Genomic DNA, 13,810 nt, shown 5'->3' with positions numbered 1-13,810 from the left:
TTGTCTGGTAACTTTAATTTTATCAAAAGGTGTCCTTTTTGTTTACTAAAATTATGATAAATAGAAAATAGCTTCGCGCAAAAAGCGCGAAGCTATTTTCTATTTACTGGGGTTTTGTCCCAGCCTCATAATAGTTTAACCTGCAATAGTAGCTTCGCCAGCTTCCTTTTTCACTACGTCATCTAACAGAATGTCGTGATACGTAATTTCCGGCTGACTCCCAAAACGAATATTAATCCCGGTTTGTCCTAGACCTTCACTAATATAAAAAGGCGCACCTCTAAAGTGATGGAGACCTTTCACCATCTTCATCCGGGCGAGTTTTCCCATTTTCACGAGGTGGTACGGTTTAGGCCAATGGATTTGTCCGCCATGGAAATGTCCAGATAAGAGATAATCAAATCGGTGTTCTGCCATATGAAGCACGATATTTGGATCATGAGTTAAAACTAAATGATAGCCTTCCCCAACATTCTGATAGGATTTTACAAGGTCACTACGACCAGTGCTAAAATCATCGATTCCGATTATATTGACTGCTTTTCCATTTACCTTAATCATTTCACGTTCATTTTGCAGTGTCTTAAATCCGTGTTCATGAAATACTTCTTTTAACTTTTTAAAGTTGCGTTCCCTTAAGACATAATCATGATTACCGAACACTACATAAGCGCCGTAAGTTGGCTGGAGTTTCTTTAATATATTCAAATAAGGAATCAGTTTTGGAATTGTCCATTTTCTATCAAGAAAATCACCAGTCAGCGCAATGAGGTCTACTTGCTTGTCGGAAATTTTTTTATATAATTGATCAGGCGTAATCGATATATTTTCTAAATGCATATCCGAAACATGAAGAATACGTATTGTGGGAGAGTGGGAGGATGGGTTTCCTAGTTTCATATAATTGACCGCTACGTCTTGCGTGTTTTTGTAGCCTTTATATAAGATATAGCTGATGATAACGATAAACATAATTAAAAGTCCATAAAACATATTTCTCCACCTCCATACCATTCATTATAATAAAAAAGTCAGCCACTTTTTAGTTGTAATATATGGAATAAAGAGGGGGAGAAATGGATTTTAAAGGTTACCCAGATATCTGTTTAGTAATACTTCTTTCGACATAAATAAGTATTTTGGTTCTGGAACGGTGATGGAGCATTTCTTACTGGATAATAGATGAATCGAAAAAAAGGCTACTTGTTTAAAAAGCTTATAAAAACGGTTTTGAATCGTGAATGATTCGAATCCAAGTTTTGCACCTTTGTTTAATACAGAGATTCCAATCAACCCTTTAATCTTGTCACTATATTGTTTCCCTTGAATATAGTGAGCGATGGCTGGTAGGGAATCTTGAACACTTTTGTAAATTATATATGCTTTTCGAACGTCACTATCGTAGTTTTGAATTTGCTTTAAGATTTTAATATTATGCAGATGAATCTTTAATAAACAGTCATTCTTATGAATTACAGTGCCATCGGACAATGTAATGCTCCTGCCCTTATACTTGGTTAATCGTACGCGCATAATGGTACGTTCCCCGAAATCATCTGGTACATAGTCAAGGCGGGTAATACGGAAGTAAATCGGATCCATCAAGTCCCATAGCAAAAGGCTATTTTTTTTGAGTATTGTCCACACTGTTTTAACTCCTTTCGGAAGAAGATACTCTCAATAGTATTTATGTCCATATTTTTCTTTGCCATTCGAAAATTCATCGGTCTTGATCTCTTATTAAGGATACATGAAAGGGTGCTATACAGTGATTCAAATTGTTATTCGTTATTGGATTTTCAGAACTTCCAGTAATCCATAATGAGGTGGTGGTTTGGAAAAAACAAATAGTGAGTGGATGTTGAATTAATAAAGTATAAAATAAAAGGTCACATTAATTGACTTGTTATTATAAGTAACCTAATATTATATTGTAATTAAAATTATTCAGAAAAGGATGATAGCGAAATGACAAAAGTTGGTATCGTTGTAGGAAGTATTCGTAACAATTCTTTCTCAGAGGCTCTAGCGAAGAATATTGTGGAGCTTTTCCCGGAAGGATATGAAGCAGAGTTTATCGAGATTGCTAATCTGCCTTTATATAACCAAGATTCGGATGAGAATATTCCGGAAGTGTACACTAATTTCCGCAACAAAGTAAAAGCTCTGGACGCAGTTGTATTTGTTACTCCAGAACATAACCGTTCTATCCCGGCTGCACTAAAGAATGCTCTCGACGTTGGTTCTCGTCCATATGGTTCAAACGTATGGGATGGCAAACCTGCACTAATCGTGAGCCAATCACCAAGTAACTTAAGTGGATTCGGTGCAAACCATCACTTGCGTCAAGTGCTTGCATTCTTGAACATGCCAGTTGTCCAACAACCAGAAGTTTACATTGCTAACGTACACGAATTACTGGGTGAAGATGGTAAGATCACAAATGAAGATACCGTAGGCTTCCTACAATCTGTTGTAGACGCTTATGTAGATTTTGTAAAGCGTCACCAAGCTTAAGTTGATAATATCATAAACCATCCCATATTAAAGGAAATGGCCTGCAGACCATTTCCTTCTTTTTTAACCACATACTTGTTCGGTGATATTCATAAACATGTCATAAAAGAGTGTACATGAACCCATCAATATATTTTATAATGGAGATAGGCAGTTGAATAGGTTGGTATATATGACTTCAGCCCATTTATATGGTAAAATAGATATGAATTTCTATAGAAATAAGGTGATTGCAATTAGTAATATTAGACGAGCAATATATATTATGCTAGGACTTATTTCATTTGGCGTCGGAGTCGCTGGTACAATATTACCGGTATTGCCGGGCGGTCCATTCTTCCTTTTTGCTTCCTATTGTTTTGCGAAGAGCTCTCCACGCTTGGAAAGATGGTTTAAAACGACATCCTTTTATAAACAATATGTCGATCGTTATTTTATAAAAAAATATATGACAAGATGGGAAAAAATCCGTATTAATATAATAGCTGACTTTTTTATTATTCTTTCCGTCATATTGGTTGATATCCTCATTGTACGGATTATCATGATTGTTTTAGCGCTTATTAAACACTGGTATTTTATTACTCAAATTAAGACAATCAAACCGGAAGAAATTGAACTTGTCACGACAAAATAAAAAGTGGGACATTCAGGAATTCATAACCTGGTTGTTCCATTTTTTGTTGTTCTTTGGAATAGTTCATTACTACCAAATAGACCTTTTATAAAGAAAAGTATTTGATTTTTCATTATAATGGTTGTAGTTCTGTGTATTTTTTGCTGGAAGGTGTGAGAGCAATGATTGAATTAACAAATGTTACGAAGACCTATACCCAAAATAATATGCCATTCCATGCGGTTGACTCTGTTTCCATCTCTGTTGGCAGCGGGGATATTTATGGGATCATCGGTAGAAGTGGGGCAGGAAAGTCCACGTTATTACGAATGATTAATTTATTGGAAGTACCGACAAGCGGTTCTGTACTTGTAGATGGTCATGATTTAACTAAATTATCAACAAAGAAATTACGTCTTGCAAGACAGTCTATCGGGATGGTCTTCCAACATTTTAATCTTGTATCTAATAAAACAATTTTGGATAATGTACTTGTTGCATTGGAACTGGCCAACTATTCGAAGAAAGACAGAAATGAGCGTGCAATGGAGACATTACGCTTTGTTGGATTAGAAGAACATGCAACAAAGTATCCCGGTCAACTAAGTGGCGGGCAGAAACAGCGGGTAGGAATCGCTAGAGCTCTTGCCAATAAGCCAAAGATATTATTATGTGATGAGCCGACCTCAGCTCTCGATCCAAATACAACCCGTGAAATACTTGGTGTACTTCAGAAAATCAATAAACAGCTTGGTGTAACGATCGTTATTGTCAGTCATGAAATGGATGTAATAAAAAGCATTTGTAGCATGGTGACCATCATGGATGAGGGAAAAGTGTATGAGACAATAGCACTTAAACCTCAAGGAATCGTTGACTCCGATCACACACCAGAATGGTTCTTACATCAGTTGAGAGAGGATGGAAGTCATGCCTGAAGTTTTAGTTCAATATCAAGCAGAAATATGGCAATCTATTGGAGAAACATTTATGATGGTTGGTGTGTCTTTGCTGTTTGCCGTAGGCTTAGGATTGCCTGTCGGGACCTTGCTATTCCTGACGAGGAAAGGACAACTGATGGAGAATCAAGTCGTGTTCCAAGTGTTGAACTTATTCGTCAACATTGTTCGTTCATTTCCGTTTTTGCTATTTGTTGTATTTCTTATTCCCTTTACAAGATGGGTTGTTGGAACTGCGATTGGCACAGCGGCGGCAACTGTACCTTTAGCCATTATGGCAATCGCTTACTACTCCAGACTGGTGGAACAGTCGTTGGTCGATGTGCCAAAAGGTGTGATTGAAGCGGCAGTGTCTATGGGGGCTTCAATACCCGAAATTATTTTTAAATTCTTATTAGTGGAAGCGCGTTCTGGACTCGTATTGGGACTGACTACTTCAACAATCAGTTTTATCTCTTATTCAACGATTGTTGGTGTGGTCGGTGGTGGGGGAATTGGAGATTTTGCGATCCGTTACGGTTATCAGCAGTTTGAAACAGAGCTTATGGTTTACATGATTATCATTATGATCATTTTTGTACAAGCTATTCAATATACCGGCACAACGATTTCCAAGGCAATTGATAGAAGATAATACATATTTGGAGGTTACTACCGATGAAAAAACTATTTACATTATTAACAGCGGTTATCCTTTTAATTTTAGCAGGTTGCGGCAATGATAATGCTGAAGAAAATGAAGGTGCACAAGAAGAAGCGGATACTCCTCAAGAAGAGGTGGAGTTGAAAGTTGCCTCCATCAATCCTCCGATGACTGAAATACTAGAAGTGGCTCAGCCATTATTGAAGGAAGAGGGAATTAATTTAGAAATTGTTATCGTAAGTGATAACATCCAGCCCAATAATGCAGTTGTAGAAGGTGAAGTTGATGCTAACTTTTTCGGTCATGGGCTTTGGATGGAAACGTACAATGAAAATAATGATTCGGACTTAGTTGTTGTGAAACCGATTTATCATGCAACACTAGGCCTCTATTCTAAAAATTATAATTCGATAGAAGAATTGCCTGAAGGAGCTACTATTGCCATTCCAAATGATCCAACGAATCGTGGACGCGCATTAGCTTTCCTTGATGATAAAGAGGTTATTACGTTGACAGAAGGTACAGGTATTTACGGAACGTTGCAAGACATCGAAGACAATCCGAATAATTTTGAATTTAAAGAAGTAGATTTGCTTATGCTTGCAAGAATGTATGATGATGCGGATGCTTCCGTCATGTATCCTTCCTATGCAGCTCCGCTTGATTTACTTCCAAGCCGAGATGCACTTCTTACAGAGAATCCTATTGAAGACTTTGCTATTTCATTAGTGGCAAGGGAGGATAATGTGGATTCTGAGCCAATTCAAAAATTAGCAGAAGCAATGACAAGTGAAGAAGTAAAAGAATTCTTAGAGGAAAACTATCCGGAAGCAGCACTTCCGGCATTTGAATAATTCAAATACGATCGACAGATTAAACGTAACCATAGCGTTTGTTAAATTAAGCTGTTCAGACACACGTAAAGCTTCAATCGGCAGGGATAGAAAATCATCCTTTGCTGATTGGAGCTTTATTGTTTAAAAAATGCTTAAAAGTCAAGAGTATCGTATTTCCAACTTGTGTTTCTCTAGGAAGAATAGTACAATTTTTTTAAAGTACATAATTTTTAATTAATAAAATTTTATTTTTCTTACAAGAATGGAGGCAATATGATGAAAAAATGGATGAAGAAAATTCATGCCAATCATCTTGTAAGGGCTTTCGTTAAATTCATTCTTATTTTATTAGCAATTGGAATGGTACTACTCGGAATGATTGGCGGTTACTTATTAATTGCCGACTTTTTATACAATAACTAAACAGGGCATTCAGGAATATCTGAGTGATTCATTCTTAAACAAGGGGGAAGTAGAATGACAAAAGTATATTTGATTGATGGGGCGAGAACCGCATTTACTTCGTTTGGTGGTTCGTTCGCAACTGTCACGGCAACAGAGCTGGGAAGTGTTACGGCAAAGGAAGCATTAATTCGTTCTCAAGTCGACCCGGAACAAATTGATCATGTGATTTATGGAAATGTAATCCAGTCGGAAACCAACGCAGCTTACATCGCAAGACATATTGGGCTTGAAGTCGGCGTACCAAAAGAAGTTCCTGCATATGTGCTGAACAGATTATGTGGTTCCGGCTTACAATCCATCGTTTCTGGTGCACAGGAAATCTTGGTCAATGACGCGGACATTACTCTCGTCGGCGGTGTAGAAAATATGTCGCAAGCACCATACTCTAATTTTGAAAAACGTTTTGGCGGTGCAAAATTAGGAGAATTGAAATTCCATGATATGTTGCTTGCGACATTATTTGATGAGTATACAGGCTATGGCATGGGGGTAACTGCCGAGAATTTAGCGGAGAAATACGATCTTTCTCGTGAACAACAAGACGATTATGCCGTAACATCTCACCAACGGGCAGCGAAAGCAAGGGAATCAGGCAGGTTTGGTGAAGAGATCGTTGCTGTAGAAGTAGCATCCCGGAAAGGGACAATCTCTATAGACAAGGATGAACATATCAAGCCGGATACAACAACGGAGAAAATCAGTAGTTTACGGCCGTCTTTCAAAAAAGATGGCAGCGTTACTGCAGCAAATGCATCTGGAATAAATGATGGGGCAGCGAGTGTGATTGTTGCTTCTGAACGGGCAGTAAAGCAAAATGGCTTAAAACCACTTGCGGAAATAGTTTCTTGGGCGGTTGCGGGAGTTGATCCAACCATTATGGGGTTCGGTCCAGTTCCTGCAATTAAAAAAGCATTAGAAAAAGCTAATTTGACCCTAGAAGACATGGATATTGTGGAAGTGAATGAAGCTTTTGCAGCTCAATATTTAGCTGTTGAGAAAGCATTGGAACTTGATAGGGAGAAAACAAATGTAAATGGTGGAGCGATTGCTCTTGGTCATCCGGTCGGGGTGAGTGGCACTCGCTTAGCGTTGTCAGCTGCCTATGAATTAAGAAACCGTGATAAAGAGTATGCGCTTGTTAGTCTCTGTATCGGTGGCGGTCAAGGAATCGCTATGATCATCAGAAGGGGCTAATTTCTGAAGGACAATACGGGTTCATCCCTTATTGTCCTATTTTTTAACCTGCTATCGTGGTAAAATATGGATAGTTTTGATAAGGAGCAGGTGAAGACTGGTGAAGTTTTTAAGTAAATTGGCGGTTGGTATACTTGGTATGCTTTCTATATATACTTTTTGCAATAGTAATGTATTTAAAATAAATCGAGTCCGTGTCCAGACAAGAAAGTTTCCGTTGAATGGGAAAGTGCAAATCTTGCAAATCAGTGATATGCATAATAAAAGGGCGTGGGGATTACATAAGCGGTTACTTTATAAAATTGATAAACTGCATCCGGACATGATTGTACTTACCGGTGATCTGGTCGACCGTAAAACAAAGGATTTCCGTAAAATATTTACTTTTATTGATATGCTCGCTGCAACTAAAATCCCCATCTTCTTCGTGACTGGCAATCACGAATGGGGAAATTCGAAAAATAAACAATTTTTAACAGGACTTGAAAATCGGGGAGTAATCATTTTAAGTAATAAGGCAGTTGAACTTGAATTGAATTCCGTAAAGGTAACGCTGGTGGGGATTGATGATACATCAACCGAACACGAAAATATTCCTGAAGCATTCCGGCATGTAAAAAATGATGCGTATATGATTTTACTATCTCATTCACCTTATGTCATAAAAAAATATCCATATCTACCCGTTGATCTTGTGTTAAGTGGTCATACCCATGGTGGGCAAATACGTTTTCCAATAATCGGTGCCGTCATATCTCCAGGTGGAGGGCTATTTCCTGAACTGGATAAAGGACTTTTCCAATGGGGGAGAGATAAGTATATTTATGTGGACAGCGGTTTAGGTACGAGTACTATTCCAATCCGGTTTCTGAATCAAAGTCAAATGAGTCTTATCCAAATAGAGAGGGACAATTAGGAGTGGCCTCCAATTGTCCCTATTCTTGTGCTTCTTCCGCAAGTTTACTAGCAATCCAGCGTTCAGCGACTTCCTTTTCGACCTCGTAGACTTTTCCAGCTCGAAGTAATTCGCCATGATAAGAAGTTTGTACATTCATTTTTACTTTTATTTTCAATAATCGCACCTCCTGTTTCATTATATATGATTAAGATGGAAGCGGCAGGAGAGAAATGTTGGCCTCCTGCCGACTTTATCGCGAGAGCTTATTTGTACTCACTTATTAACTACTTATTAACCATCTGTAGTGCACTTTCTGCAAATTGTTCGATACGCTCGATGTCTTCGTTGGATGGTGTAAGGTCTACTTTCATACGTTCTGGAACAACATTAGCCCCGAGATGTACAAGTTTATCACCCATGAGATCTACGGATAAACAAAATTCATCGTATGCTGTATCTCCTGAACCGAATACCCCGAAGACCCGGCCTCCGATGTCAGCCTCATCCAATTCCTCATAAAAGTCTTCTGCCTCAAATGGAATTTCTCCATCATCAGATGAGTGGGTTCCAATAAATACAACATCATAATCTAGCAATTCTTCAACATCTATCGGATCAAAATCAAAAGTCTTAATATCAACAAGATGATCTTTATATTCAAGATAGCCAGCGATTGCTTCAGCCATCATTTCTGTATTTCCAGTCATAGAAATATATAGTATAAGTATGTTTGCCATTCCTTTCCTCCTTTTGAGTTCTTTGATGTTTCCAGGATATCATACTCACTTCGTACTATTTTACCGTAATAGGAGAATGATTTTCAATGAAAGGGTCTAAAGATGTTCACTATAAACAAAAAGACACATGAGGCTCTTTAAAATTAGTGGAGAAATCTTTCTTAATATACTATATTGAAAAAGCGCGGATAACTAGGACATTAATCCCCAACTCATACGTGAAATAGAGTACAATACTAATAGATAAATGATTTTTCTAGGCATTTAACCCTAAGTGATGCGTAATAATTACTTTAATAAAGTTGGGAAACTGCCGATATAAAATAAGCTACTAAAAAATCTAATGTACAACAATCAAATAGTGGGAGTGGGGGATTATTGGTGAGGAAGAAAGCTGCTTTAAACAAAAATAAAAAACAGCTACGTCCATCTGGATTGCGGGTACAATTAACGATACCTTTTGTTATTTTAATTGTACTTGCCATCGGAATAGTAGCATTTGTCAGCTATAATTTCAGTGTCCGTACAACAACGAATGAACTTTCGAAAAACGTCGAACAGCAAATGACGAGTGTCAATCATACGTTCGAAATGTATTTCGAGAATATGGAAAACGCGCTTACCCGGATGGCAAACCATAATTATTTAAGAGCGTATAACGGCAATAATTTCAGTGATCTTTTTACATATTTACAAGAAACAAGTACAGCAAGTGACGACATCAAAGCCGCGTATGCAGGTTATGACAGTCGGGAGGAAATCGTTTATTATCCTTATAATGAAGAAGTTAACAAAATTAATCCGAAAGAACGGGTTTGGTACCAGCAAGCTGTTGAGGAAGAAGGGGAAATAGTTTGGACTGAACCATATAGTGATGCACTTTCCGGTGAGATTGTCGTTACTGCTGCAAAGGCATTTTATCAATACAATGAACTCGTCGGTACGGCTGGAATAGATGTCAGTACAACCTCCTTGTTGGAATTGATGAATGATATTCAAATTGGTGATAACGGTTATGCGGTTGTCATAGATGAATCAGGAAACTTTATTACACATCCGGATCAATCAAAGTTGAGTGAGAGTATTTCTGAACAAGCATATTATCAGGATATCATGGCAGCTGGTGAACAAGGATTAATTCGGTCATCGGTGAATGGCGAAGATATGATAATTGGATTTGTAAAAAATCCAACCACAGACTGGATTATCGCTGGATTCATCCATGAAGCTGAATTTGCCAGCAAGGCTAGCGTTATTATGGTTCCAATTTTAATCACGCTTGGAATTGTTTTGATTGTTGCAATAATCGCTGCAGTTCTAGTAGCGAATCGATTAATCAAACCGATCAAAAAATTACAAAGCTCTATGCAAAAGGTGGAAGCCGGTGATTTAACAGCGACAATCATTCTTAATCGAGAAGATGAAATCGGTCAGCTTAGTAAAAGTTTTAATCACATGGTAAGCGAAATGAGGAAAGTCATTGATCGAATTTCCTTTAGTTCCAACAAAGTATCCGATGCAGCACAAAACTTGGTTGCAAGTTCTGAGGAGAATTCAGCTTCTGCGTATGAAGTGGCTCGAACCATGGAAGAGATTGCAGCAGGTGCCAGCAACCAAGCTGACTTGACGGAGCAAAACGCAAAGGCCTTTGGTGAATTATCGCAAATGATAAATGAAATAAAAGATAAAAATGAGCAGATGTATGAAAAGGCTCGTGATATGGATAGGCTCTCCAGTTCTGGAATTGAAACCATCCAATCATTGGCGGCGAGATCGGCGGAAACATCGCAAGTTTCTGAAGAAGTTGTCGGTGCGATTGAACAGCTTAATGAAAAGTCAACGAACATTCATAGTATTGTAGATAAAATCTCAACTATTGCTAGTCAGACGAATTTGCTGGCATTGAATGCATCAATTGAAGCAGCTCGGGCAGGAGAACATGGGCATGGTTTTGCTGTGGTAGCGAACGAAGTAGGAAAGCTGGCTGAACAAACGACGAATGCATTAAAAGATGTTGCTGCAATCATTAGCGAAATGCAGGAGATGACGAAGGAATCAGTTGAGCTGGTAAAACATACGATGCAACTATTTGAACAGCAAACAGAAAGTGTCGGTGATACAGGACAAGCATTCCTTGCCATTTCTAATTCCGTTAAGGAAAATAATGATATGACGGAACAGATTGTAAAATTAACAAATGCCATTGTTGACATGGAAAAAGCACTTGTAGCCAACACGAAAGATTATGCCTCCATCAGTGAGGAAACTGCAGCAGGAACGGAAGAAATATCTGCTTCTGTTGAACAGCAAACTGCATCGATGGAACAGTTGACCAACCTTGCAACTGAACTTGAAAGTATTGCAAATACGATGCAGAAAGAGATAAATAACTTCAAAATCAATTAATGCCTACCTTTAGAAAGGAAGTACGACATGGAAACCAATCAATATTTGGATGTCTTTCTGGATGAAAGTCGAGAGCATCTTCAAGCAATTAATGATCATACATTAACATTAGAAAAAGAACCCCAAAATCTGGAGATTGTAAATGAGATTTTCCGTTCTGCACATACATTGAAAGGCATGGCGGCAACGATGGGGTATCAAGACATAACTTCACTGACACATAAGATGGAAAATGTTCTCGATATGATCCGTGACAATAAACTTAACGCGACAACCGAAGTAATTGATATCATTTTTGCATCTGTTGATTACTTGGAAGATATGGTAGAGGACATCAGCAATGGTAATGATGGTAAAAAGGATGTCCGCCAACTTGTAGAGCGGCTGGATCGGTTTGAAAAGGGAGAAGCTGCAGTAACACTCGAACCTGAAGTAGAAAAAACAGTGCAAGATATTGTGGAGGTTTCTGTGGATCTCGATGAATTTCAAATGACAATCGTGCAGCAAGCAGAGGAGCAAGGAATTTTAGCATATCAGATGGTCGTCAAACTTTCTGAGGACTCCATATTAAAAGGTGCACGTGCTTATATGGTCTTTGAAACGTTGGAAGGGAAAGGAGATATCATTAAATCCATTCCTGAAACGGAAGATATTGAAGAAGGTAACTTTGATTCTAGTTTTGAACTTATCTATCTATCTAATGAAGACCCTGAAGAAATCAAAAAAGAGATTCTGAAAATATCAGAGATTAATAATGTTGATATTCAGGCCGTCAGCTTCAAATCAGTGGATGATATTCAGGAAGAAGTTGTGCAGAATGAAGATTTGACTGAATCTAAAGTAGAGGAAAAAGTAAGTGATACAGCTGTTGCTAATCAACAGACTTCCACATCTAAAACTATCCGGGTGAATCTCGAGCGGATTGATGATTTACTTAATCTATTTGAAGAGGTTGTCATCGATCAGAGCAGATTGAATGTCTTATCCGATGGAATTGGAAATCAGGAGCTGACGGAAACAGTGGAACATATGAATCGCGTTTCCTCTGACATGCAAAGTTTGATTTTGGCAATGCGTATGGTGCCGGTTGAACAAGTATTTAACCGATTCCCACGTATGGTTCGCGGATTAGCCAGAGATCTGAATAAAAAAATCAACCTCGAGATCCTTGGAGCGGATACAGAATTGGATCGTACAGTAATAGATGAAATCGGAGATCCGCTTGTCCACCTTATTCGAAACTCGGTTGATCATGGAATTGAGCTGCCTGAAGTGAGGAAGGCGGCAGGCAAGCCTGAAGAGGGGAACATCATTCTTCGTGCCTTCCATAGTGGCAACCATGTGTTTATCGAGATTGAGGATGATGGAGCAGGCATAAATATCGAGAAAGTGCGTAATAAAGCAGTACAGAATGGATTACTGACAAAATCCGAAGCAGCTAAACTATCAGATGATGAAGTGTCCCAGCTCATTCTCGAATCTGGATTCAGTACCGCTGAAAAAGTTTCGAGTATATCCGGTCGTGGAGTTGGAATGGATGTTGTGAAAAGCAAAATTGAATCACTCGGCGGTTCTATTTCCATTGTTTCTAGACAAGGTCAGGGAAGTATATTCTCTATCCAACTACCATTGACTTTATCCATCATCTCAACATTACTTGTGAAAAGCCAAGAAGAAACTTATGCGATTCCGTTGTCGTCCATCATTGAGACGGTATTGCTGAACGAGGATCAGATTATGACAGCTCACGGTCAAAAGGTAATGGATTTCCGTGGCCAGACCGTACCGCTTCTTGACCTGCAGGAAATCCTTGAGATTCCTGATGCTGGTCAAACAGAGAAGCAAAATGCTGTGGTCGTATTGAAAAAAGGAGACAAGTTAACGGGTCTGATTGTCGATACCTTTATCGGCCAGCAAGAGCTTGTTTTAAAATCACTAGGAGACTACCTAGGTGATGTATTCGCCATTTCAGGTGCGACCATTTTAGGTGATGGACAAGTTGCTTTAATTATTGATCCGAATGCATTAATAAAGTAAGGGTGTGAAAGTAATGGCCGAGCTGAACAAATATATATTATTCCAAATGAACGAACAGACTTTTGCGATAGATGTAGACCAGGTGATTTCCATTGAAAGAATGCAGATGGTTACTGCAGTTCCTAGAACAAGAGAGTTTATAAAAGGTGTTACGGAAATCAGAAGTGAAACGACTGCCATTCTTGATTTAAGGGAATTTCTCGGAATAAGAGTAAAAGAATATACGGATAATACAAGGATTTTAGTTGTTTCTATCGATAGCATGCAAGTTGGACTGATTGTTGATGGAGCATCAGAGGTCAGGGACATCGAAGCTGAAAATGTACAACCTGCTCCTAAAATTGTTACAGGCATACGTGATGACTTTTTAAAAGGTGTTGCAAAAATGGATGATGAGCTGATCCTCCTTCTTAACCTAGAGAGAATTCTAGATTTTGAGGATAAGAATGAATTAAAAGATGTATTACATGATGCTTGATAGAGGAGAGCCCAAATGGATTTT

15 protein-coding genes are annotated in these 13,810 nt (G+C 38.4%); 11 read left to right on the top strand and 4 right to left on the bottom strand.

Translation table 11 applies throughout. The annotated features are described in order from the left end of the window. Positions 1-135 precede the first annotated feature (135 nt). Positions 136-993 (bottom strand): metallophosphoesterase, encoded by an 858-nt coding sequence (locus tag M3210_RS08305; protein ID WP_251513169.1) that lies wholly within the window; start codon positions 991-993, stop codon positions 136-138. 90 nt (positions 994-1,083) lie between these two features. Next, complete coding sequence (locus M3210_RS08300) at positions 1,084-1,647, bottom strand: YkoP family protein (protein WP_251513167.1); 564 nt, start codon at positions 1,645-1,647, stop codon at positions 1,084-1,086. Between the two features lie 321 nt (positions 1,648-1,968). Here M3210_RS08300 and M3210_RS08295 point away from each other — a divergent pair, with 321 nt between their 5' ends. From M3210_RS08295 to M3210_RS08260, 8 genes are all read left to right on the top strand, one after another. Next, positions 1,969-2,517: an NADPH-dependent FMN reductase gene (locus M3210_RS08295; RefSeq protein ID WP_251513165.1), complete on the top strand. Its 549-nt coding sequence runs from the start codon at positions 1,969-1,971 to the stop codon at positions 2,515-2,517. A 154-nt stretch (positions 2,518-2,671) separates the two neighbouring features. Continuing rightward, the gene (locus tag M3210_RS08290; RefSeq protein WP_251513163.1) at positions 2,672-3,154 is read left to right on the top strand and encodes a YbaN family protein; all 483 of its coding nucleotides are present in this window, start codon (positions 2,672-2,674) and stop codon (positions 3,152-3,154) included. A 161-nt stretch (positions 3,155-3,315) separates the two neighbouring features. Next, on the top strand, positions 3,316-4,071 hold the full coding sequence (locus tag M3210_RS08285) for a methionine ABC transporter ATP-binding protein (protein ID WP_251513161.1): 756 nt from the start codon (positions 3,316-3,318) through the stop codon (positions 4,069-4,071). After that, positions 4,064-4,726, top strand: a complete 663-nt coding sequence (locus M3210_RS08280) for a methionine ABC transporter permease (RefSeq protein WP_251513159.1) — start codon at positions 4,064-4,066, stop codon at positions 4,724-4,726. The genes M3210_RS08285 and M3210_RS08280 overlap by 8 nt, the downstream gene beginning before the upstream one ends. 23 nt (positions 4,727-4,749) lie before the next feature. Beyond that, positions 4,750-5,589, top strand: a complete 840-nt coding sequence (locus M3210_RS08275) for a MetQ/NlpA family ABC transporter substrate-binding protein (protein ID WP_251513156.1) — start codon at positions 4,750-4,752, stop codon at positions 5,587-5,589. 258 nt (positions 5,590-5,847) lie between these two features. Then, complete coding sequence (locus tag M3210_RS08270) at positions 5,848-5,994, top strand: hypothetical protein (RefSeq protein ID WP_251513155.1); 147 nt, start codon at positions 5,848-5,850, stop codon at positions 5,992-5,994. Positions 5,995-6,048: 54 nt separating this feature from the next. Next, the gene (locus M3210_RS08265; RefSeq protein WP_251513152.1) at positions 6,049-7,230 is read left to right on the top strand and encodes an acetyl-CoA C-acetyltransferase; all 1,182 of its coding nucleotides are present in this window, start codon (positions 6,049-6,051) and stop codon (positions 7,228-7,230) included. A gap of 100 nt (positions 7,231-7,330) precedes the next feature. Next, a complete protein-coding gene (locus M3210_RS08260) occupies positions 7,331-8,146 on the top strand; it encodes a metallophosphoesterase (RefSeq protein ID WP_251513150.1) in 816 nt (271 codons plus the stop codon). Positions 8,147-8,165: 19 nt separating this feature from the next. Here M3210_RS08260 and M3210_RS08255 read toward each other — a convergent pair whose 3' ends face one another. Next, positions 8,166-8,303 (bottom strand): hypothetical protein, encoded by a 138-nt coding sequence (locus M3210_RS08255; RefSeq protein WP_251513182.1) that lies wholly within the window; start codon positions 8,301-8,303, stop codon positions 8,166-8,168. A 109-nt stretch (positions 8,304-8,412) separates the two neighbouring features. Further along, positions 8,413-8,865, bottom strand: a complete 453-nt coding sequence (locus M3210_RS08250) for a flavodoxin (protein WP_251513148.1) — start codon at positions 8,863-8,865, stop codon at positions 8,413-8,415. Between the two features lie 381 nt (positions 8,866-9,246). On the opposite strand from M3210_RS08250, the gene M3210_RS08245 reads away from it, so the two are divergent. From M3210_RS08245 to M3210_RS08235, 3 genes are read left to right on the top strand one after another with little or no spacing between them, the layout of a single operon-like run. After that, positions 9,247-11,271 (top strand): methyl-accepting chemotaxis protein, encoded by a 2,025-nt coding sequence (locus tag M3210_RS08245; RefSeq protein ID WP_251513146.1) that lies wholly within the window; start codon positions 9,247-9,249, stop codon positions 11,269-11,271. Between the two features lie 27 nt (positions 11,272-11,298). After that, on the top strand, positions 11,299-13,308 hold the full coding sequence (locus tag M3210_RS08240; RefSeq protein ID WP_251513144.1) for a chemotaxis protein CheA: 2,010 nt from the start codon (positions 11,299-11,301) through the stop codon (positions 13,306-13,308). A gap of 13 nt (positions 13,309-13,321) precedes the next feature. Beyond that, entirely contained in the window at positions 13,322-13,786 is a 465-nt protein-coding gene (locus M3210_RS08235) for a chemotaxis protein CheW (RefSeq protein WP_251513142.1), read from the top strand. Positions 13,787-13,810 lie beyond the last annotated feature (24 nt).

The sequence above is a fragment of the Oceanobacillus luteolus genome, assembly GCF_023715655.1.
Lineage (GTDB): Bacteria > Bacillota > Bacilli > Bacillales > Amphibacillaceae > Oceanobacillus > Oceanobacillus luteolus.
The sequence above is the reverse complement of the archived record's forward strand: the minus strand, read 5'-3'. Positions and strand labels throughout refer to the sequence as shown.